We start from the raw sequence: 21,511 nt of genomic DNA, 5'->3' as shown, positions 1-21,511 counted from the left end.
CGGAGCCGCGGGGCACCCGTCGGCGGGCGGGCGCCCCGCGAAGAAGCGCAGGTCACAGGCGAGGCGCCCGCCGGGACGTGGGGACCGGCCGCAGGTCCCCTCCCCGGGGAGCAGGCCGTATCGTCGTGGTGTGGACAACCGTGATGAGGTCCGCGAGTTCCTGACCTCGCGGCGAGCGAAGATCACCCCGGAGCGCGCCGGGCTGCCCGGCGGGTCGCGGCGGCGGGTGCCGGGACTGCGCAGGAGCGAGGTGGCCGCCCTGGCCGACGTGAGCGTGGAGTACTACGCGAAGCTGGAGCGGGGCAACCTCGCGGGCGTCTCCCCGGCCGTGCTGGAATCCGTCGCCCGGGCGCTGCACCTGGACGACGCCGAGCGCGCCCACCTGCTCCACCTCGCCCAGGCCGCCGACGGCTCCGACGCCCTGACGCGTCCCCGGCGGCGGGCCGGCCGCCGGTGGAGTCCGCACCCGAGCCTGCAGTGGACCCTCGACGCGATCACGGCGGGGCCGGCGGTCGTGTGCAACGGCCGGGCGGACATCCTCGCCGCCAACCCGCTCGCCCGCGCCTTCTACGGCGAGCTCCTCGCCAACCCGGCCAACCAGGGCAACCTGGCCCGCTTCAACTTCCTCGACCCGGCCTCGCGTTCCTTCTACCCGGACTGGGAGCTCTTCGGCGACATGGCCGTCGCCATCCTGCGCCGCGAGGCCGGCCGCGATCCCCACGACAAGGACCTGCACGACCTCGTCGGTGAACTGTCCACCCGCAGCGAGGACTTCCGCACCCGCTGGGGTGCCCATGACGTGCGCCGCCACGGGACCGGTACCAAGAGGTTCCGCCACCCCGTGGTCGGCGAACTCACCCTCGCCTACGACGTACTCGAACTGGCCGCCGAGCCCGGACTCACCATGACCGTCTACACGGCCGAACCGGGCTCCCCCTCCGAGGAGGGCCTGCGCCTGCTCGCCTCCTGGGCCGCCACCCAGGAGGCCGCCGCACCGAGGACTCCGTCCACCGGCTGACGCCGTACCCGCGTCGACGGCCCTGGCCGGCATGTACGCCCTGCGGTGATCCGTTGGCTCTGCCCTGGCCCAGCGCCACGGCGAGAACCTGTGCCAATGGACCACCCTTTTCGCCTTCGATTGAACCGTCGGCCGGGTCGATGGTGAGATGTGCGGAGCGATGGCGCTGCGGAACCCCACAGGGGCTCCGCAGCGCCTTTCTCGTGCGCTCATACAGATGGACGACGGAAGGAAGGGCGGGCGACGTGCTGAGGAGGGCGTTCGTGGCACCGGATCCCGGGCGGATGCGGCTGCGGTTCGCGGGGAGGGCCGTGCTCGGTATCGGGCTGGCCGTCGCCTTGTGCGGGATCACCGGACATTCACTGGTGGCCATGGTCGCGGGCGGCCTGTCCGCGCTGCTCGCCCTGTTCACGGTGGGCGATCCCACGGTGCGCGGGCAGGCCGTGACGACCGCGCTGCTGCCCGTCGTCGGGCTGCCGGTGCTGGTGCTCGCGAGCGCCCTGCACACCGTGCCCATCGCCCGGGACCTGCTGTTCCTCGCCGCCGTGGGAGGCGGGGTGTACGCACGCAGGTGGGGTCCGCGCGGGCACTCGCTCGGAGTGTTCGCCTTCATGACCTGCTTCATGGCGCAGTTCCTGCACGCCGTGCCGGCCCGGATCCCGGAACTGTACGGAGCCGTACTGCTCTCGGTGGCCGCCGCGGCCACCGTCCGGTTCGGCGTCTGGTGCTACGAGCGACGGCTGCCGGCACCGGCGGCCGTGCCCGCCCCGGCCGGCGGAGCCGGACTCGCGCGGATCACCACGCGACAGGCCGTGCAGGCGGCGGCCGGCGCCGGATTCGCCCTCGCGGTCGGACAGGTGCTGTCGGACCAGCGGTGGTACTGGGCCGTGGGCGCCACCTGGTGGGTGTTCGTGGCCACCACCTCGCGCGGGGAGACCGTGGTGCGGAGCTTCAGGCGTGTCCTGGGGACGGTCCTCGGCATCGGGATCGGCCTCGCCGTCGCCGTACCGCTGCACGACCAGCCGGTCGCGGCAGCGGTGGTCGTCGCGCTGAGCATCTTCGTGATCTTCTACACCGCGGCCGTCTCGTACACCTGGATGATGCTCGGCGTGACCGTCATGGCGAGCATGCTGTACGGGCTCCTCGGCGTGCTCGACCCGGCACTCCTCGCCCTGCGGGTGGGCGAGACGGCGGTCGGCGCGCTCGGTGCCGTCCTGGCGGTCCTGCTCGTCCTCCCGGTGACCACGCACTCCGTGACCGACGCGTGGGTGGAGCGGGCGCTGCGCTGCGTGCACGCCTGCACCGCCGAGGCCGCGGCCCGCCTCGCGGGCGGCCCGAACGCCGACCCGGCGCCCCTGGTGGCCGAGCTGGAGGCCATCCTCGGCCGGGTGCGGCTCTCGCTGGCACCGCTCGTCCACCCGCTGAGCCCGATGAAGGCACGCAAGAAGCGGGCGCGCCAGGTGCTCGCCCTGCTCGACGGCTGCGCCCGCGAGGTACGCGGGCTCGCTTCGGTCGCCGCCGACCCCGAGGCCTCGCACGACGCCCGGCTCGCCGCCGCCTGCTGGCGGGTGGAGGCCGCCGTCGAGGCGCTCACCGAACCGCCGGCCACGGACCGGTGCCACCGGCACGCCGCCCCCGTCGCGCCCGGAGCGCGGGAGACCGAACCCGTCTTCGCCCACCTCCACGCGCTGGAGCAGGCCCTGCACGAGCTCGCCGTTCCGCTGCGGCGGACCGGGCCGGTGCCGACCGGCGCCTGAGCGCCCGAGCCGTACCCCTCCGGTCCGGGGCCCACCGCACGAGTGCCACGAGCGCCCCGGACCGCCGCCCCGCCACCGGACCGGCCCGTGCCGGGCCCTGTCGGGCGCCGAGTCCCTGCTACCGTCGGCCGGGCGGACCGCACGGCCCGCACCGAAAAAACCAGGTACGGGCAAGAGGGGTAGCGCGATGAGCGGCAACAGCGCCGGGCGGGCGTTCATAGGGTCTTTCACCACCGCGGGCGGGCAGGGCATCACCGTCGCGGAGGTGGACCGGGAGACCGGCGCGCTCACGGTGGTCGGCTCGACCGACACCGTCCCCGACCCGTCGTTCCTCGTGGCGTCGGCCGACGGCACGATCCTCTACGCCGTCAGCGAGGCGTCCGAGGGCGCGGCCGCCGCTCTGGACATCACCGGAGAGGTGCCCCGGCTCATCGGCGGCTGCCTGCGCTCGGTGAACGGCGACGGACCGACCCACCTCACCCTCGCGGCGAACCACCTGGTCACCGCGAACTACGGCTCCGGCAGCGTCACCGTGCTGCCGCTCCGGGAGGACGGATCGCTGCGCGCCGCCGTCTTCGTCGAGCCGCACCAGGGCAGCGGACCCGACGCCGAACGGCAGACGGAACCGCACGCCCACCAGGTGCTGCCCGACCCGTCCGGCGACTGGCTGCTCAGCGTGGACCTCGGCGCCGACTCGGTGTACGTCGGCGCCGTCGACCCGGTCACCGGCGAACTGCGTCCCCACGGGGAGACCGCGCTGCGCCCCGGTACCGGCCCCCGCCACCTCGCCTTCCACCCGGCGGGCGGCCACGCCTACGTACTGAACGAGCTGGAGCCGACCCTCACCGTCTGCCGCTGGGACGCGGCCTCGGGCGTCCTGGAGCCGCTGCACGAGGTTCCGGTGCTGCCCGAGGAGGTGTCCGGGGCCCCGGACCGCACGTACCCGTCCGAGGTCGTCGTCTCGCTCGACGGACGATTCGTCTGGACCGCCAACCGGGGGCACGACAGCATCTCCGTGCTCACCCTGGACGAGACGGGCGAGAAGGCGCAGCTGGTCGCGTCCGTCCCCTGCGGCGGCAACTGGCCGCGCGACCTGGCACTCGACCCCACCGGGCAGTGGCTTTACGCGGCCAACGAGCGCTCCGGAGACGTCAGCTGGTTCGCCGTCGACCAGGAGACCGGAGTGCCGCGCCACGCGGGCACGATCGACGCCCCGGCGGCCTCCTGCGTCCTCTTCGTCCGAGCCTGAGCCCGAGTTCGGGTCCGAGCCCGAGTCGGCATCCGACAGCACCGTGCGGTGCGTACCCCCTCCGAGGCGGGTACGTACCGCACGGTGCTGTCAGGGGCGCGCGATCAGTGCGCCGGGACGCCCTGGGGCATCGCCGGGGAGATGCCGAGCGCCGAGGCGTACAGGGACAGCACGAGCTTGCCGATCGCCGGATACGCGCCGAGAGGCTCGGCCGTCGCGCAGCCCGCCTCCTTCGCCGCCGCGTCCAGCAGGCCCGTGTCGACCTCGGGACCCACCAGGTAGGGCGCCAGCGCGAGCTGGACGGAACCCGCGTTCTTCAGCTGGTCCGCGATCGAGGACACCGAGCCCTCCACGTCCAGCGCCGCCGCCATCACGGGTACGGCCAGCCGCGCGGCCAGCAGCATGCCGGTGATCCCGGCGGCCTTCACGGCCTCGTCGCCGCCCACCGTGGCCAGCACGATGCCGTCGGCGGCGGTGGCGACGGTGAACAGCCGGGCGCGGTCGGCACGCGCCAGACCGGCCTCCGACAGCCGCACGTGCAGCGCCTCTGCCAGCAGCGGGTGCGGACCCAGTACGTCGGTCAGCTCGACCTGCGTGCCGCTCTCCATGACCGCCTGCCGTATCCGGCGGATCAGTGCGCTGTCGGGTCCCGCGAGCAGCGGAACCACGACGGCGGACGGGCCCTCGGGCGCCGGGACCTCGCGGCCCACGGCGGTGGCCCGCTCGTACGCCGCGACGCGCTCGGTGGCCTGCTGGGCGAGCACGGAGGCGAGCGCCGGGAACTCCTCGTCGTCGCCTTCGAGGTAGCCGATGACCGCGTTGAGGCCGGGCAGCTCGGAGCGGGCGATGCTGATGACTTCCTGGGCCACGCTGCGGGAGACCGAGGAAGGGGTGCCGGGAACGGCGAGAACGAGCGCGGCAGCGCCCTCGGGTGCGACCACGGGCTCCGGGCGGCGGTGCCGTCCGGACTGGCGAGGTCGCGGCATTCGTACAGGCAGGCCGGAAGCGGGCCCAGTGGGGGTGCTCATGGCGCCGCATGCTACTGGTTTTGGTTGCCCCCTCGTTCAGGGAGGGTCCAGCAGGGCGTCATCTGTCCGTTTATGTCCGATGGGTGACATTCCGGTCAACTGCCCCGCTCTGTCTGGCCCTCACGGCTGCTCCTCAGCTGCCTCCGAGGCCGTCGCCTACGACGTGCAGCAGGGTCGGATGGCGGGGCAACCGAAGATCCGACCTGGCCAGAGCCCGTGCGATCAGCAGCGAACCGGCGAGCGGATCTCCGGCGGCGGGCACCAGGGACGCGTTCGGCAGCAGCCGCCCCAACTCCTCACGCAGCGGCCCGAGCAGCGGATCGCCCATCCGGAACAGGCCACCCGTAAGAGCTACTTCGGCGGCCTCCCCACCAGAACCCGTGGTACGTTCCCGGGTTCCGGACTCCGTGGTGCGTTCCCGGGTTCCCGAGCCCTCCGCCCGTGGGCACACGGCAGCGGCCGACTCGGCGATGTGCGCGGCCGCGCGGCGCAGGATCGACCCGGCGACGGCGTCCTCCTCGGCGCACGCGGCGACCTCGGGCGCGAACGACGCGAGCAGCGCGGGCCGGTCGTCGCGGGGATAGAGCAGGGCGGGCAGTCCGGCCGCCGGACCGAACACGGCCCGCAGCCGCGCCAGCAGAGCGTGAGAGCCGCCACGCCGGCCGTCGTGCGCGCGCAGCGCCGCGTCCAGGCCCTCGCGGCCGATCCACGCGCCGCCCCCGCTGTCGCCCAGCAGATGACCCCAGCCGTCCGCCCGCCGCCACGTGCCGAGGTCGGTGCCGAGGGCGATCATTCCGGTGCCGCCCGCGACGACGGCGCCCGGACGCTGCCCCAGCGCGCCCGCGTACGCGGTCACCCCGTCCGCCGCGAGAGCCAGCAACCGTGCTCCGAGCGAGGCGGCCAGCGACCCCGGAAGCCGCGCGCGCAGATCGTCGCCCAAGGTCGCCATCCCGGCGGCCCCCACCGCGAGCGCCGCGACGCGCACGCCTCCGCCCGACGCCCGTGCACCGGTGACGTCACGGGTCAACCGCTCGATCGCCGGAAGGAGCTGGCCCAGCAGGTGATCGGCGTCGATGCCGTCGGAGCCGGTACGCACGGGCTCCGGGCAGACGGTCGTGGCAGCGGGGACGGCGGCGTCGACAGTGCCGAGCGCGACCCGGAGCCCGGACCCGCCGGAGTCCACCCCGACCACGTACGCCTCGGCGCCCGGCGTCACGGCAACTGCCAGTCCACCGGCTGCGCCCCCTGGCGCTCCAGGAACTCGTTGACCCGGCTGAAGGGGCGCGAGCCGAAGAAGCCGCGGTCGGCCGACATCGGGGAGGGGTGCGCGGACTCGATGGCCGGGTAGGCGCTCAGTTGCGGTCGCAGCCTGCGCGCGTCCGCGCCCCAGAGCACCGGGACCAGCGGGGTGCCGCGCGCGGCGAGCGCCCGGATCGCCTGCTCGGTGACCTCTTCCCAGCCCTTGCCGCGGTGGGCGCCCGGACGGCGCGGCGCCGTGGTCAGCGCCCTGTTGAGGAGAAGCACCCCCTGCCGCGCCCAGGGCGTCAGGTCGCCGTTGGACGGCCGGGGCAGTCCGAGGTCGCTGTGCATCTCGCGGAAGATGTTGTCGAGGCTTCCCGGCACCGGACGCACGTCCGGCGCCACCGCGAAACTCAACCCGATCGCGTGACCCGGCGTCGGATACGGGTCCTGACCGACGATCAGGACCCGTACGTCGGCGAAGGGTTGCTGGAACGCCCGCAGGACGTTCGCGCCGGACGGCAGGTACGTGCGACCCGCGGCTATCTCCGTACGGAGGAAGTCGCCCATGGCCGCGATGCGCCCGGCCACCGGTTCGAGGGCCTCGGCCCAGCCGGGTTCGATGATTTCGTTCAACGGTCGTGCTGCCACGCGCGCACTCTACTGGGCGAACGACCGGAACGATCAACTGCCCGGTCGGAACGCCTGCCGCCCAGCGGTGCCGGCGGCCGGTACGCGTCGCGCGGTCACGGCGCCAGGGTCGTGGCCCGGACGCAGAGCACGTCCGGCAGATGCGCGGCGAGCTGTGTCCAGGTGTCGCCGTCGTCGGCGCTGGCGAACACCTCGCCGTTGCGGTTGCCGAAGTAGATCCCCGCAGGGTCGGCGCCGTCCGTGCAGAGCGCGTCGCGCAGCACCGTTCCGTAGTGGTCGCCCTCCGGCAGCCCCCGCGACAGCGGCTCCCAGCTCGCACCGGCGTCCGTGGTACGGAACACGCGGCAGCGGTGCTGTGCGGGTACCCGGTCGATGTCGGCATTGATCGGGAAGATGTAGGCGGTCCCGCCCCGGCGGGGATGAGCCACCGCCGCGAACCCGAAGTCGGACGGCAGGTCCGCCCCGATGTCCGTCCACCGGCCGCCCCCGTCGTCGCTGCGGAACACGCCCCAGTGGTTCTGCAGATAGAGGCGGTCCGGATCGGCCGCGTCGCGGGTGACCTTGTGGACGCACTGGCCGAACTCCGGCTCCGGATCGGGCAGATGGACCGCTGACACCCCCTTGTTCGCGGGCTCCCAGCTCTCGCCCCCGTCACTGGTCCGGAACACGCCCGCCGTGGAGACGGCGACGGTGACGGCCCGGGGGTCGCGCTGGTCGGTGAGGATGGTGTGCAGCCCTTCGCCCCCGCCGCCCGGCACCCACCGCGAACGCGTCGGATGCTCCCAGAGTGCCCGGACCAGTTCGAAGGACTCGCCCCGGTCCTCCGAGCGGAACAGGGCGGCGGGTTCGGTTCCCGCGTAGACCACGTCCGGCGCCTCCGGCCCGGCCGGCTGCAACTGCCAGACGCGCTCCAGGGACGCCCCGGTGAACTTCGGGAACTTCACCGCGGGCCGGGTGGGCTCCACCCAGGTCGCGCCGAGGTCGTCCGAGTGGAAGACGGACGGCCCCCAGTGCGAGCTGTCCCCGCCCACCAGGAGCCGTGGCGCCGGGCCCCGGGTGTCGACGGCGATCGAGTAGATGGCCTGCGCGTTGAAATGGGGGGCGCCGAACTCCCAGGTCCCACCGTGCCTGCGCCCGATGAAGAGTCCCTTGCGCGTGCCCACCGTGAGCAGAACATCGGTCATGGCCGAACCTCCAGAAAACGCCGTAGTTACCGGATGTGCGCCAGTTTGCACCCGCACGCGGACGGCTGGGCGACCGCCGGGCCGGTGGGGCGTTGGGCGGTGGTGGCGTGCGCGGTGGTGGGTGCGCGGCGGCGAGGCGAGGGCGCCCGGGGCGGCCGCGCGGCCCGGACGTACCGATGTGGCGGATGCGGCGGATGTGCTGGAATGCCCGGGCGGGCCCGGTACGCAGATCGCGCGGCCCCCGAGCGGGAGTGGAGCACCAGGATGAGCAGCGGGTTCGAGGATGCCGAGGGGCGTACGGCGGCCTGGGATGTGGAGCCCGACACTCCGGGAGATCCGCTCCGGGTCGGGCTGAGGATCGTGGCCCCGGACGGACGCCTCGACCTCGGGTGCACCCCGGTGGCGGCCCGGGAACTGGCGGCGGCGCTCCTCGCCGCCGCCGACCTGGTGGAGCGCGCCAGTCCGGCCGGCCCCGTCACCGTGACTGCGGGCGAGCTGCTCCGGGGTGACGTGCGGGACGGCCCCCGCGTGATGACCGTGGAGAGCGCCAGGGGCGACGGGGCGAGCGTCCATGTCACCTGGACGTCCGGGGGTGGGCGGAGCTGGACGCAGGTCTACGACGCCACGACGCCGATCACCCTGCGGCGACGGCTGAGGGGTGAGGGGTAGGGCTGGGGCTGGGCGCGGAAACGTGCCCCTTGGGTGAACCGCTGCACGCGTCCCTGCGTGAACGGCTGTATGAACGCCGTAAGGCCCCCTCCTTAGTTCGCCGATCGTCGTAGTACGGTGGATCTCGTACTAACGTCGTCGGCGCCTCCCGCCCGGCGGCGCAGTCGTGTGCCAGCGAAACGGAGTCCGGCGTGAGCGCCCTGTTCGAGCCCTACGTCCTGCGGTCGGTGACCGTGCCCAACCGCGTCTGGATGCCGCCGATGTGCCAGTACAGCGCGGCACCGACCGGCCCGGACGCCGGCGTACCCAACGACTGGCACTTCGCGCACTACGCCTCCCGTGCGGTCGGCGGCACCGGGCTCATCCTGGTGGAGGCGACCGGGATCAGCCCCGAGGGCCGTATCAGCCCCGCCGACCTCGGCATCTGGAACGACCGCCAGGTGGTGGCGTTCCGGAAGATCACCTCCTTCCTGGCCGCCCAGGGGACGATTTCGGGCGTCCAGCTCGGACATGCCGGCCGCAAGGCGTCGACCGACGCGCCCTGGCTCGGTGGCGGCGCGGTGTCCGAGGCGGACGGCGGTTGGCAGCCTCTCGGGCCCAGCCCGCTGGCGTTCGACGAAGGGAGCCCCGTCCCCACTGAGTTGACGGTGGATCAGATCAAGGACGTGGTGCGGCAGTTCGCCGACGCCGCTCGGCGTGCGCTCGCCGCGGGCTTCCAGGTCGTCGAGATCCACGGCGCCCACGGCTACCTGATCGGGGAGTTCCTCTCCCCGCACAGCAACCACCGCACCGACGCCTACGGCGGCTCCTTCGAGAACCGCACCCGCTTCGCGCTCGAAGTCGTGGACGCGGTACGGGAGGTGTGGCCCGAGGAGCTGCCGCTCTTCTTCCGCATCTCCGCCACGGACTGGCTCACCGAGAACGCGGACGACCCCCGCGAAGGCTGGACCGGCGACGACACGGTCCGCTTCGCGCGCGACCTCAAGGCGCACGGCGTCGACCTGCTCGACGTCTCCACCGGCGGCAACGCGCCCCGCGCCGAGATCCCCGTGGGCCCCGACTACCAGGTCCCCTTCGCCGAGCGCGTCCGCACCGAGACCGGTCTGCCGGTCGCCGCGGTCGGCCTCATCACCGAGCCGGTGCAGGCCGAGAAGATCCTTGCCGACGGGCAGGCCGACGCCGTCCTCATCGGCCGGGAACTGCTGCGCGACCCCTACTTCGCCCGCAGCGCCGCGCGCGAACTGGGCGGCGAGGTCCGGGTCCCGAACCAGTACGGCCGCTCGGTCTGACCCGTACGAGGATTCCCCGGCCCGCACCGCCGGGCCGGGGAACCCCGTCCGCACCTCCCGGCAGGCGCGGAGGCCGGGGGAGAGGCGGGCTCCTCGGTAGGCTGGCCGCGATGCCTACCACACAGGGCCCCACCTTCCGTGAACTCGCCGTCCAGGCGCTCTCCTCGACCGAGCGCGGGTACGACCTGCTCGCCCCGAAATTCGACCACTCGCCCTACCGCACCCCGGACCGCGTCCTCGACGCGGTGACCGGGGGACTCCGGCCGCTCGGTCCGTTCGCCCGCGGGCTGGACGTCTGCTGCGGCACCGGCGCGGGCATCGGCGTGCTGCGCCAGGTGTGCCACGAACGGGTCGCCGGCGTCGACTTCAGCGCGGGCATGCTCGCCGTCGCCCGGTCCTCGCTGCCGGATGCGACGGCGGACCCGGGCGGAAGGACCGAGGCCGCGGCCGGAGCGAGCCAGACCCCGGCGGGAGGCGCGGAGGCCCAGGCAGGAGGTGTGGAGGCCCAGGCAGGAGCAACGGAGGCCCCGGCAGTCAAGCCCGGCCCCGTGGTCGACTGGGTGCGGGCCGACGCCAGGGCCCTGCCCTTCGCGCCGGCCTTCGATCTCGCGCTGAGCCTCGGCGCGTTCGGCCACTTCCTGCCGCGTGAACGCCCCGCGCTCTTCGCCCAGGTGCACGCCTCGCTCCGGCCCGGCGGACAGTTCGTCTTCCCGGTGGGCGCCCCGCCCGCCCTGGGCTCGCGCGCGTACTGGACGCTCCTCGGGTTCGATGCGGCGATGCGCGTGCGCAACGCCCTGTGGCGCCCGCGCTTCGTCATGTACTACCGCACGTTCCGGCTGCCCGACGTGCTCACCGACCTCGCGGCCACCGGATTCTCGGTGCGCCTGAGCCCCCTGACGGACCTGGGCACGCGCCCGGACGGCAGCCCACGGGCCCGGCTCGTGGTGGCCACCGCGCGATGACCCGCACCGCGTGGCCGCCCCCGCGGCTTTCGTACCATGGAGACCTTCGGACGAAGTGGAGCCCACCGTGACCCCCGCCAGCGACACCGTCGTCCCTGCCGCCTCCCTCACCCGGGGGCGCCTTACGGCGGCCGGCGGTGCCCGTGTGCTCGCCCATCCCGCGCTGGACGACATCCGGCTCGAACACGTGCTGCACGCTCTGTCCGATCCGATACGGCTCCGCATCGTCCGGCAGATGGCCGTCGCCTCGGCCGGGCTGGCCTGCTCGTACTTCGAACTCCCGGTCGCCAAGTCCACCCTGACGCACCACTTCCGTGTGCTGCGGGAGAGCGGAGTCATCCACCAGATCTACCGGGGCACCGCGAAGCTGAACGAACTGCGCGCCGACGACCTGGAGAAGCTCTTCCCCGGCCTGCTCGACAGCGTCCTGCGGGCGGCCGGCGAGGAAGCCGCACGACTTCCGGGTCCCCGACCGGCACGGTAGGGCGCACGGCGGGCGCGAGCACTCTCCTCCCGGCGCCGGGTCAGGCCTGCAGCGCCCGCATCCGGTCGATCTCCGCGGCCTGCTGTGCGGCGACGTCGGTGGCCATCTCCTCCACCCGGACGTTGTTGCCGTCGGTGAGAGCCGCCGTGGCCATCGTGATGGCCCCCTGGTGGTGGGTGATCATCAGGGTGAGGAAGAGCTGGTCGAACGCCTTGCCCCGCGCGGCTTTCAGGCGCGCCAGCTGCGCTTCGGTCGCCATGCCGGGCATCGCGGCGTGATCGTGTGCCGCACGCTCTTCGCCGTCGTTGTCTTTCAGCCAACCTCGCATGGCCTCGATCTCCGGCTTCTGCCCGGCCGAGATGCGCTCCGCGAGCCGGCGCACCGAGGGCGAAGTGGCATGCTGCGCGGCCAGATCCGTCATCACGAGGGCCTGTTGGTGGTGGTGGATCATCCTCTGCACGTACTGGAAGTCGGCGGAGTTCGGGGTGTCGGTGACCGCCTCCTTCCGTGCTTCCTCCGCCGTGAGGGTTCTGGCCTTCTCGCCGGGCTTCCCGGGGGCGACGACGCTCTGGCCCGTGGTCTTGCGGGACGACGTGTCGTCGTCCGCGTCGCACGAGGAGAGGGCGAGTACGGACACGGCGGCGATCACGGCCACGGCCAGGGCCGCCGTGCGCGGGCGGAACGTCTGTCGGTCGAACAGCACGGCGGCCTCCGTTGCCCGGGGGAGTGTTGATGACCAACAACTAGCATGCTTCCGCGCCACGTTGATCAAAATCATTCATTACGTCTCTGTTGCCAACTGTTGATGTGTACATGGAATAAGCCATACTTCCGGGGGACCGAGAACCGTTCGACCCCGAACGGCATCAAGGGAGGAAGAAGTGACCTTGTTGCACACCACCCGCGTGCGACGGAGACGACTGGGCGTGGCAGCCGCCACGGCCGGACTCCTCGCGACGCTGTTGACAGCCACCAGCGCCGTCGCGTCACCCGAACCCGGCGACACCACCACGAGCGCGGCCGCGACCGTGTCGTCCGACACCCGCGCCCAGGCCGAGGCGGCCATCGCGAGCGGCGACATACCCGGCGTCGACGAGATCGTCCACAGCGACAACATCGAGCACCTCGTCAACGTGCCGAAGGACGCGCTGCAGGGCATCAATACGGACCTGGCCTTCCAGGGCAAGTACGCCTTCGCCGGCAACTTCGACGGCTTCCGCATCTTCGACATCAGCAACCCGAAGAAGCCGAAGACCGTCGCCCAGGTGCTCTGCCCCGGCTCGCAGAACGACATCTCGGTCTCCGGGGACCTGCTCTTCCTCTCCACCGACTCCTCGCGCAACGACAACTCCTGTGCCAGCACCACCCAGCCCGCCACCGAGAAATCCTCGTGGGAGGGCATCAAGGTCTTCGACATCAGCGACAAGCGCCACCCGGAGTACGTCGCCTCCGTCGAGACGGCCTGCGGCTCGCACACCCACACCATCGTGCCGAAGCGCAACGACGTGTACGTGTACGTGTCCTCGTACTCGCCCAACGAGGCGTTCCCGGACTGCCAACCGCCGCACGACGGCATCTCCGTCATCAAGGTGCCGCGCAAGGCGCCCGAGGAGGCCCGGATCGTCAACTTCCCGGTGCTCTTCCCGGACGGCGGCAACCCGGGGGCCCCGGCGAACCCCGGTGTCGCCAAGACCACCGGCTGCCACGACATCACCGTGCTGCCTTCCGAGGACCTCGCGGCGGGCGCGTGCATGGGTGACGGCCTGCTGTTCTCCCTCAAGGACCCGGCCAACCCGAAGATCATCGACCGGGTGCAGGACAACGTGAACTTCGCGTTCTGGCACTCGGCCACCTTCAACCAGGACGCCGACAAGGTCGTCTTCACCGACGAGCTCGGCGGCGGCGGCGCGGCCACCTGCAACGAGCGGACCGGACCCAACCGGGGCGCCGACGGCATCTACGACATCGTCGGCAAGGGCGACCAGCGCAAGCTCGTCTTCCGCAACTACTTCAAGATCGGCCGCTACCAGGCCGACGTCGAGGTCTGCGTCGCCCACAACGGCTCGATCATCCCGGTCAAGGGCCGGGACCTGATGGTCCAGGCGTGGTACCAGGGCGGCATCTCCGTCTGGGACTTCACCGACTCCAGCAAGCCCGAGGAGATCGCCTACTTCGAGCGCGGCCCCGTCAACCTCGACGCCGTCACCACGGCAGGACCCTGGTCGGCGTACTACTACAACGGCTACATCTACTCCAACGACATCGCGAAGGGCCTGGACGTCCTCGCCCTGCACGACCGTCGGACCGACCCCGCGAAGCGGGTCCGGACCGACGAGCTGAACGTCCAGACACAGCCCGACTACTTCGCCCGCTGACCTGCCGCCACATCGGTGGCGCACAGGAGAAGCAGCCGTCACGCGGTCCGCCGGGTCCAGACCCGGCGGACCGCACCGCGTCGCCCGGCACGCGGCGGGGACGGAGTAATGCGTTGACCGGTGAGCGGTGCGGGGCGATGCTGGACCCGCTGATTCCGGCGGCGCAGGGGATCGCCGGAGTCAGATCAGCTTCCGGAGCTCAGGGGATGCTCCATGCAGACGAGCTCGCGCCGGTCCTCCCAGGACTCGACGGCGGCGAAGCCGTGGCGGACGTACAACGCGATCGCGCCGGCCCGCCAGTTCCAGACGGAGAGCCGCACCGCGCGGACGCCGTTCCCCTCGGCCGCGGCGAGCGCCTCCCGGAGCAGACCGGACGCCACACCGCCGCCACGGAAGGCGGGGCCGACCCACAGCCGCTTGATCTCCGAGCGCCCGTCGCCGTCGGGGGCGGTCAGGATCGCGCACCCCACGGCGGTCTCGTCGTCGAGGGCCAGCAGGACGAGGTCACCGGCGAACGCGGTGGCCGGTGACCGGATCTCGGAGAGATACCGCTCGGGAAGGTCCTCCGGACGCGTGACCTCCAGACCCTTCTCCTCCTCCGTGCGCAGATGGTAGGCGGTGAGGAGGGCGGTGAGGCCGTGAGCGGCGGAGACTTCGGCGCCGGGGAGGCGCAGGGTGCGGAGAGCAGGCCGGTCGTTCATCCCGGAATCATCGCAGCAGGCCCGACGTGGGGGTGCGCCCGGGCCCGGCCGACGGCTCAGGCCGCCGTCCGCCGGGCGCTCGTCCCCGTCGCGGCGGCCCATTCGACCAGCAGCCCCTGGTACGTCGCCTCGTCCGAGGCGGACAGCACGGGGCCGTCCGAGCGCTGCAGCAGATCGCGGATCTCCTGGTTGATCACCGCGGCAGGACGGACGGAACGGGACGGAGTGAAAGGACGGGACATGTCCACCAGGCTACGGGCCCGAATCCGGCGATCCGGCCGCAGAGCGGGCGGGACATCTCACACCCCGGCGCACCTCACACCCGACGTGCCTCACACCGCTTCGCCACCCGCCTGTGCCACCAGCCCCAGACGCCGCAGCCCGTCCGGCCGCTCGGTCACCGGCAGGTGGTCCACGAAGCGCACCCCGCACCCCAGCGCGGCGGCGCCGCCGTCCGCGTGACGGTCGTCACCGACCATCACCACCTCCTCGGGACGCAGGGAGAGGCGCTCGCAGGCGGTACGGAAGAGCCGCACGTCCGGCTTCTGCACACCGTGCTCGAAGGAGAGGACGTACGTGTCCACCAACTCGTCCAGCCCGTGGGCCCGGAAGACCGGGCGCAGGTCCCAGCCGATGTTGCTGACCACCCCGACCGCCGTGCCGTTCGCCCGCAGACCGCGCAGCACCTCGGCCGCGTCCGGGTAGGGGAGCCAGGCGTCCGGCGACATGTGGCGCGCGTAGAGGGCGTCGTGCGTCCCCTCGCCGGGCAGCTCGACCTCGCGCGCAAGCCCCGAGTACGCGGCGCGGTGCAGCGCGGCGCTCTCGTCGCGCGCCGCGTACGCCTCGGCCAGCGCGGCCGGTACGCGCACGGGGCTCGGCCCGCCCGGCAGTGCTCCGGCCTCCGCCAGCTCCCGCACGTACCGGTCGAAGCTCTCCTCGTCGGTCTTCGTGCCCTGCTCGTCGAAGACCGCGCGGAGCCAGGAGGAGACCGACTCGATGCGGAAGAGGGTCCCGGAGAAGTCGAAGAGCACGCCCTTGATCGTCATGGGGCCGATCCTGCCGCGCTCAGGATCGGTGTGACAAATTCCCCGCCCGGTCCCGGCCGCCGCCCGACCGGGCGCGGACCACCGTGTGACCCGCGACCGAGAACGCCACCACGCTCACCCCGAGCAGCACCCCGGCCACCACGTCCGAGAGCCAGTGCACCCCCAGGTAGACGCGGGTGAAGGAGACGCCCACCACCGAGACCGCCGCCAGAGCGACGCACGCCCAGGAGACGCGGGCCACCGGGACCGCGGCGTCGCGGAGCACCGCTGCCGGCCGCGCCCGCCAGAGCAGCCACAGCAGCAGGCCGCCCGCCACCGTCACCGACATCGCGTGGCCCGATGGGAACGCCGCGTACTGCGCGGAGTCCACCGGGTCCTGCCAGTGCGGGCGGTCCCGGCCCACGGCCGCCTTGATGCCCTGCTGGAGGAGGGCGGAGAAGAGCATGGCCGCCGCGATCCAGCCGGCGAGCATCCGGGCCCCGCGCCACCACAGCGCCACGACGGCGACCGCGATCAGGGCGCGCGCGGTCCACGGATCCCACACCCAGTCCGTCAGCACCCGGGCGACCCGGACCTCCCCGGGGCGGGTGACGGCACGGCGGTGGAGTCCTTCGGCGACGGCGTGGTCCAGCGTCGTCAGCGGTGTCCAGGCCGTGGCCACCATGACCAGCAGCACGAGGGCGAGCGCGCCGCAGACCGCCCCGGTCCGCACGGCGCGCGTGACCGTCGCCGGCCTGGAAGGCCGCGCCGGGGGACGGGCGGGAGAGGACATGTGCCGATCCTCGCCGAAACCGCCTGCTTTCCGGCGGACGCGGCCCCGCACCGAACGGCGGGATCCAGCCGGACACGGCCCAGGTGCCGTGGCTTCGTCGCGCATCCACCAGGGCTTACGGGACCGAACTCAAAGCGTGCGTGCCAGACACCGCCGGTCAGGCGGGACCTTCGCAACTCGCTTTACGGTCGCAGCGCGCCGATCGCCGGTACGAACGCCACCAGCAGTGGAACGACCGGGACCAGCGAGGCCGCGGCGGTGAGCCGGAGCCGGTGCCCTGCGGTGAGCCGTTCCCCCGGCTCCAGCAGCCTGTTGACGCGGCGCGGCACCTGTCCGTCCTGGGCGCGGCAGGGATCGAACACGCCCCGGTCCTCGTTGAGCCCGACCAGCGCGAGGGCGGTCGTCAGCCGGCCGAAGCGCCGGGACGCCATGTCATCCGCGGCCAGCTCGACCAGCCGGTGCATCTCGTCGCGGAACGCGGCGAAGACCGGCACCTGCGGGAATCCGTTGGCCAACGCGGCCGAGCAGTGCAGCAGCCAGTCGTGCCGGGCCCGGGCGTGCCCCTGCTCATGGGCGAGGACCGCGTCCAGCTGACGGCCCTTCAGACGACCCAGCGCGGCGGTGGTGATGACGAGCCGCGGGGCCGGTCCGGGCAGCCACCAGGCATCCGGACGCGGGCCCTCCAGGATCACCAGCCGCTCGTCTCCGGGCTCCTCGCCGTTCAACAGCGGTGACCGGACCAGGAGTTCGGCGCGGCGCAGACGCCGACGGGTGCGCGCGCGGCGCACCTCGCGGAGCAGCATCGCGCCGCTCCACACGCCCCCGCAAGCCAGCGCCACGGCCACCACCGCCGACCAGGGGCCGTACCCGGCCAGTGCGTACGCCTCGACCACCGCGCGCGGGGCCGGTGCGAAGACATGGCCCCGGACCGCCTGCCACGCCGCCGCCGCGCTGAACGTCATCGACAGGGCGAAGGAGACCAGCACACCCGCGACGACGCACTGCCAGACCCACAGCGCCACCACGGGCTCGCGCTCCGGCCACCGGGCCCGCGCCATCAGGCGGGGAGCCACCACGGCGGTCAGTGCGCCGAGCGACAGCAGGGCGAGGGAGACCAACATGCGGTCAGCCTATGAGCGCACGGAAGGCGCCGATACGGCTCCGACGGTCAAGTGACGTACGCCACGGCGCACGGACGCATGGGAGCGCATGGCGCGGGGGACCGGGTGAGGCACACGAGAACCCCGCCCGGCGTCGCGTCAGAGGCCCGCCAGCATCGCGAGCATGGCCAGGCCCATCGTCACCCGGCAGGCGAGCGCCAGTTCGGGCCGGGCGCGCCGGCCCCCGGTCACCGCGGCCGTACCCGCACCTGTGCCCGCACCGGCACCCGCGGCGACCGGTATCAGACGCCCGGCGGCGCCCAGCACGTAGAGCGCGTAGTAGACGAGGAGCGCACCGGTGAGCAGGGGCAGGCCCGCCGCCGTACCCGCCCCGGCGTGTCCGGCGTGCGGACCGCCGCCCGCTCCGGGCGCCATGGAGGGCCCCATGGTCACGGCCATGTAGACCATCGCCAGGGAGCCGACCAGATGGTGGAGATGGTGTCCGCCCCGGCGCGCAGCCCAGGCCGAACGCAGGGCGGCCCCGCCGAAGAGCACGGTGTACGCCGCCCAGGCCCACCCCGGGGGCGTGAGCAGGGCGGCCGGAACGGCCATCGCGGCCATGCCGAACCCCATGAGCGCCTCGGCGTGAGCGGCTCTCCGCTCCTCCCCGGACCCGGCGCGCGCCCGCAGCAGGCAGTAGGCGCCCGTGGCCGCGCACAGCACCATGAGCAGCCAGCCGGACAGCGCCGGTCCGTGCACAGCGCACCTCCCCCTCCGGTGTGCCAAAGCTGTCCCGTACTCGATTCCCGGCGTGCCGCCGGGACAACCCGGCGCACGGTGGCGCGCGGGGTGCACAAGGGGGAGTGATCGGGTTCGCGGTGGGCTCGGGCGATCGGGTTACCCTCGTGCGCGGCGCCGGAGCAGAGGTCCGGCGCCGGAGCAGAGCACCGCCCGGCGGGCGGGCCCGAGGGCCCCTGCCGCGCCGGCGGAGAAACGGAGACCGTTCCATGGAGATCGCCCCGCCGCGCGTCACGCACCGGCTCACCTTCCGCGACGCGGCCGAGGACGACGTGCCGGCGCTCGTGGAGCTGGTGGAGTCCGCCTACCGGGGAGAGTCCAGCCGCACGGGCTGGACCACCGAGTCGCACATTCTCGAAGGCCGGCGGACCGACGACGCGGAGGTGCGCGGGATCATCGCGACCTCCGGCGGACGCCTGCTCGTGGCCGAGCAGGACGGCGTGATCGTCGCGTGCTGCCAGCTCGAACACCGGGGCGAGGCCGCTTACTTCGGCATGTTCTCGGTCCGGCCGGGCCGTCAGGGAGCCGGGCTGGGCAAGACCGTCATCGCCGAGGCGGAGCGGGTGGCCCGCGAGGAGTGGGGCGCCACCGAGATGCAGATGACGGTGATCTCCGTGCGTGCCGAGCTGATCGCCTTCTACGAGCGCCGCGGGTACAGCCGTACGGGCCGGATGAGCCCCTTCCCGTACGGCGACGAGCGCTTCGGCGTCCCGCTCCGCGACGACCTGGAGTTCGAGCTGCTGGTCAAGGCGCTCCGGTAGGCGGAGCGGTCGGTCTTCCCGCACGGGTGAAGGACCCCGCAGTACGGCAGGGTCCTTCACCCGTTCTTCGCCCGCCCCGCCCCGCGACGCTCAGGCCCCGAGGATCTCCGGTCGGTCGGTCGTCGCGCCGTCGAGCCCGAACGCCCGCACCAGAGCGAGCTGTTCGGGCGTGTTCACCACCCAGGCGATGACCCGCAGCCCGGCCGCGCGCGCCTGCTCCACGGTCTCCAGCGTCAGCCGCCGGATGTTGAGCGCCAGCGTGGCCGCGCCCGCCGCCCGCGCCCGTTCCACCACGTCCGGGCCCCAGCGGCTCGCGATCAGCACGGTCGGCAGGCCCGGCAGCAGCTCGGCGATCTCCGCGACCGCCTCGTCGTGGAAGGACGACACCTCGACCCGGCCCACCAGACCCCGCCGGGTGATCACCTCGGCCAGCGCCCGGGCCGCCGCGACATCCTTGATCTCCGCCTGGACCGGTGAGCCCACCGCGTCGAGCACCTCCTCGAAGAGGGGCACCCGCTCTCCCTGTCCGGCGTCCAGCTCGCGCAGCTCCGCCAGCGTCTTGTCCGCGATCCGGCCCGTGCCGTCGGTCGTGCGGTCCACCTCCGCGTCGTGCATCACCACGAGCGCGCCGTCCTTGCTCAGATGCAGGTCCAGCTCGATGGCGTCCACTCCCGCCCGCTCCGCCCGGACGAAGGACCGCAGGGTGTTCTCGGGCTCGACGCCCATGAGCCCGCGATGACCGATGGTGACGAAGGACAAGGCACTCTCCTGATCGCTCACGTGGCCCGGCGCGTTCCTCGCCCCGCCCCGGCTGCCGGGGGCGTACCTACCCAGCCTCCGACGCGGCACGACACGGGTGACGGAAGTAACGTGGTTCTAGGTGGTTGCAGGAAAATCAGCGGTGACCATGGGGGTGGGGCAGGATAATTTATTGGATCTCACTTGTCCTGGGGAACCGTGCCCGGATACGCTCGCCGAACGCGAGGCCCTGTGGAGGAAACGGTTATGACGGAAATTCTGGTACACGACGCCCCCGGCAGCGGCGTGGTCGCGGCCGGGCGGGTGGTCGACCACTCTGCGTGGCCCGTGCTCAGGAACGCCGTGGAGGAGATCAGGCCCTGGCAGTCCAAGGACGGCTCGATCGACTTCGGGGCCGAGGACGCCCCCACGGCCGCCGTCGTGGGCGCCACCCTCGACCGGATCGTCGGAGCGGTGGAGGAGCTCTCCCCCCTCCTGCCGCACGATGCCGCCTACCACCGCGCCCTCGTCGGCGACCTGCGCCGCTGGGCCGATGGCGGCTTCGGGGTGCCGGACTTCCTGGACTCCCTGCTCGCCTTCCAGCCGGCCAAGAACCGGGCGGACGGCCTCCAGCACCTCGTCGTCTTCGCGATGTACACGCAGAACGGCAACCCCGACCGCAACCTCGAAGCGGTCGTGCTCCGCATGGTCTGGCCCGAGTGGCTCGCCGACCTGGAGGCCACCCGCTACGACAACCCGCTGTTCTGCGGCATCACCTTCGAGGACTTCACCTCCGGGTACGACACCAACTCCGCGGTGCTCTTCCCGGAGACCATCGCCGTGCGCGAGGCCCCCGAGCGCTTCAGCTGGGGCGGCATCTTCTGCGACCGCGAGGCCGCCCGCTTCCGCCGGGTCACCGCGGCGGCCGTCGACCTGCTCGGCCTGGAGCTTCCCGCGGACATCCAGGCGATGGTCGGCGACCAGCGGCGCTGCGAGCAGGCCTTCGTGCTCTGGGACATGGTCCACGACCGCACCCACAGCCACGGCGACCTGCCGTTCGACCCCTTCATGATCAAGCAGCGCCAGCCGTTCTGGATGTACGGGCTGGAGGAGCTGCGGTGCGACCTCACCGCCTTCAAGGAGGCCGTGAAGCTGGAGGCCGACGGCTTCCCGCAGGGCCGCGACGTCCAGTACGCCGTGCTCTTCGACCGCATGTTCCGCTTCCCCGTCACCGGTGAGCGGGTGCGCAACTACGACGGCCTCGGCGGCCAGCTGCTCTTCGCCTACCTCCACAAGCACGACGTGGTCCGCTGGACGGACAACACCCTGAAGATCGACTGGGACCGCGCCCCGCAGATCACCAACCAGCTCTGCGGCGAGATCGAGAAGCTCTACCGCGACGGCATCGACCGCCCCAAGCTCGTCCACTGGTTCGCCGCGTACGACCTGGTCGCGGAGTATCTCGCCCCGCACCCGGGCTCGCGCTGGGCGAAGGGTCCCGACGCGCTGGACCTGACACTTCCGCCGCGCAAACTCGTGGACGACGTGCTTCCGGACGAGTTTCCCCTGAGCATGTTCTATGAGGCGCTCTCCAAGAAGCTGAAGCACGTGATCGCGTCCACGGTGGGGATCACCGCGGCGAGCGCCGAGCAGGTGGCCGCGTGAGCGAGGGTCCCAAGGAGGCGGTGGC

Annotated in this window: 22 protein-coding genes; 10 read left to right on the top strand and 12 right to left on the bottom strand. The window is 72.8% G+C overall.

The genetic code is table 11. The features are described from left to right. Positions 1–130: 130 nt before the first annotated feature. From OG599_RS01895 to OG599_RS01885, 3 genes are all read left to right on the top strand, one after another. A complete protein-coding gene (locus OG599_RS01895; RefSeq protein WP_327174147.1) occupies positions 131–1,018 on the top strand; it encodes a helix-turn-helix transcriptional regulator in 888 nt (295 codons plus the stop codon). A gap of 284 nt (positions 1,019–1,302) precedes the next feature. Next, on the top strand, positions 1,303–2,775 hold the full coding sequence (locus OG599_RS01890; protein WP_327179901.1) for an FUSC family protein: 1,473 nt from the start codon (positions 1,303–1,305) through the stop codon (positions 2,773–2,775). 187 nt (positions 2,776–2,962) lie between these two features. Beyond that, complete coding sequence (locus OG599_RS01885; protein ID WP_327174146.1) at positions 2,963–4,024, top strand: lactonase family protein; 1,062 nt, start codon at positions 2,963–2,965, stop codon at positions 4,022–4,024. Positions 4,025–4,128: 104 nt separating this feature from the next. Here OG599_RS01885 and OG599_RS01880 read toward each other — a convergent pair whose 3' ends face one another. The 4 genes from OG599_RS01880 to OG599_RS01865 form a co-directional block, all read right to left on the bottom strand. Continuing rightward, positions 4,129–5,052: a sirohydrochlorin chelatase gene (locus OG599_RS01880; RefSeq protein WP_327174145.1), complete on the bottom strand. Its 924-nt coding sequence runs from the start codon at positions 5,050–5,052 to the stop codon at positions 4,129–4,131. Positions 5,053–5,185: 133 nt separating this feature from the next. Then, on the bottom strand, positions 5,186–6,280 hold the full coding sequence (locus OG599_RS01875; protein ID WP_442809653.1) for an N-acetylglucosamine kinase: 1,095 nt from the start codon (positions 6,278–6,280) through the stop codon (positions 5,186–5,188). Further along, positions 6,265–6,942, bottom strand: coding sequence for a uracil-DNA glycosylase (locus OG599_RS01870; RefSeq protein WP_327174143.1), 678 nt, complete (start codon positions 6,940–6,942; stop codon positions 6,265–6,267). Before OG599_RS01870 ends, OG599_RS01875 begins: the two co-directional genes overlap by 16 nt. A gap of 95 nt (positions 6,943–7,037) precedes the next feature. Then, the gene (locus tag OG599_RS01865; protein WP_327174142.1) at positions 7,038–8,126 is read right to left on the bottom strand and encodes a WD40/YVTN/BNR-like repeat-containing protein; all 1,089 of its coding nucleotides are present in this window, start codon (positions 8,124–8,126) and stop codon (positions 7,038–7,040) included. Between the two features lie 264 nt (positions 8,127–8,390). Here OG599_RS01865 and OG599_RS01860 point away from each other — a divergent pair, with 264 nt between their 5' ends. From OG599_RS01860 to OG599_RS01845, 4 genes are all read left to right on the top strand, one after another. After that, positions 8,391–8,795 carry a hypothetical protein gene (locus tag OG599_RS01860; RefSeq protein ID WP_327174141.1) on the top strand — a complete coding sequence of 135 codons (405 nt, stop codon included), beginning with the start codon at positions 8,391–8,393 and terminating at the stop codon, positions 8,793–8,795. A gap of 191 nt (positions 8,796–8,986) precedes the next feature. Beyond that, positions 8,987–10,084 (top strand): NADH:flavin oxidoreductase/NADH oxidase, encoded by a 1,098-nt coding sequence (locus OG599_RS01855; RefSeq protein ID WP_327174140.1) that lies wholly within the window; start codon positions 8,987–8,989, stop codon positions 10,082–10,084. A gap of 110 nt (positions 10,085–10,194) precedes the next feature. Continuing rightward, positions 10,195–11,046: a class I SAM-dependent methyltransferase gene (locus OG599_RS01850; protein ID WP_327174139.1), complete on the top strand. Its 852-nt coding sequence runs from the start codon at positions 10,195–10,197 to the stop codon at positions 11,044–11,046. Positions 11,047–11,191: 145 nt separating this feature from the next. Continuing rightward, a complete protein-coding gene (locus tag OG599_RS01845; protein WP_327179900.1) occupies positions 11,192–11,530 on the top strand; it encodes an ArsR/SmtB family transcription factor in 339 nt (112 codons plus the stop codon). 40 nt (positions 11,531–11,570) lie between these two features. Here the strand turns inward: OG599_RS01845 and OG599_RS01840 are convergent, their stop codons facing one another. Further along, a complete protein-coding gene (locus OG599_RS01840; protein WP_327174138.1) occupies positions 11,571–12,233 on the bottom strand; it encodes a DUF305 domain-containing protein in 663 nt (220 codons plus the stop codon). 178 nt (positions 12,234–12,411) lie between these two features. Between OG599_RS01840 and OG599_RS01835 the strand changes: the two genes are divergently transcribed. Continuing rightward, positions 12,412–13,905 carry an LVIVD repeat-containing protein gene (locus OG599_RS01835; RefSeq protein ID WP_327174137.1) on the top strand — a complete coding sequence of 498 codons (1,494 nt, stop codon included), beginning with the start codon at positions 12,412–12,414 and terminating at the stop codon, positions 13,903–13,905. A gap of 185 nt (positions 13,906–14,090) precedes the next feature. On the opposite strand, the gene OG599_RS01830 is transcribed toward OG599_RS01835, so the two are convergent. The 6 genes from OG599_RS01830 to OG599_RS01805 form a co-directional block, all read right to left on the bottom strand. Then, positions 14,091–14,606, bottom strand: coding sequence for a GNAT family N-acetyltransferase (locus OG599_RS01830; RefSeq protein WP_327174136.1), 516 nt, complete (start codon positions 14,604–14,606; stop codon positions 14,091–14,093). 56 nt (positions 14,607–14,662) lie between these two features. Beyond that, positions 14,663–14,848 carry a hypothetical protein gene (locus tag OG599_RS01825; protein WP_327174135.1) on the bottom strand — a complete coding sequence of 62 codons (186 nt, stop codon included), beginning with the start codon at positions 14,846–14,848 and terminating at the stop codon, positions 14,663–14,665. Positions 14,849–14,938: 90 nt separating this feature from the next. Continuing rightward, positions 14,939–15,652, bottom strand: a complete 714-nt coding sequence (locus OG599_RS01820) for an HAD family hydrolase (RefSeq protein WP_327174134.1) — start codon at positions 15,650–15,652, stop codon at positions 14,939–14,941. Between the two features lie 19 nt (positions 15,653–15,671). Continuing rightward, complete coding sequence (locus tag OG599_RS01815; RefSeq protein WP_327174133.1) at positions 15,672–16,424, bottom strand: phosphatase PAP2 family protein; 753 nt, start codon at positions 16,422–16,424, stop codon at positions 15,672–15,674. A gap of 182 nt (positions 16,425–16,606) precedes the next feature. Next, entirely contained in the window at positions 16,607–17,545 is a 939-nt protein-coding gene (locus OG599_RS01810) for a M56 family metallopeptidase (protein WP_327174132.1), read from the bottom strand. 138 nt (positions 17,546–17,683) lie between these two features. After that, positions 17,684–18,283 carry a DUF5134 domain-containing protein gene (locus OG599_RS01805; RefSeq protein WP_327174131.1) on the bottom strand — a complete coding sequence of 200 codons (600 nt, stop codon included), beginning with the start codon at positions 18,281–18,283 and terminating at the stop codon, positions 17,684–17,686. A gap of 248 nt (positions 18,284–18,531) precedes the next feature. On the opposite strand from OG599_RS01805, the gene OG599_RS01800 reads away from it, so the two are divergent. Then, positions 18,532–19,083, top strand: a complete 552-nt coding sequence (locus OG599_RS01800) for a GNAT family N-acetyltransferase (protein WP_327174130.1) — start codon at positions 18,532–18,534, stop codon at positions 19,081–19,083. Between the two features lie 90 nt (positions 19,084–19,173). Here OG599_RS01800 and OG599_RS01795 read toward each other — a convergent pair whose 3' ends face one another. Continuing rightward, a complete protein-coding gene (locus OG599_RS01795; RefSeq protein ID WP_327179899.1) occupies positions 19,174–19,842 on the bottom strand; it encodes a glycerophosphodiester phosphodiesterase in 669 nt (222 codons plus the stop codon). 246 nt (positions 19,843–20,088) lie between these two features. On the opposite strand from OG599_RS01795, the gene OG599_RS01790 reads away from it, so the two are divergent. Then, entirely contained in the window at positions 20,089–21,486 is a 1,398-nt protein-coding gene (locus tag OG599_RS01790; RefSeq protein ID WP_327174129.1) for a DUF6421 family protein, read from the top strand. The last annotated feature ends 25 nt before the right edge of the window (positions 21,487–21,511 follow it).

It is taken from the genome of Streptomyces sp. NBC_01335 (genome assembly GCF_035953295.1).
GTDB lineage: Bacteria > Actinomycetota > Actinomycetes > Streptomycetales > Streptomycetaceae > Streptomyces.
Note: the sequence above shows the minus strand (reverse complement) of the source record. Positions and strands in the feature narration are given on the sequence as shown.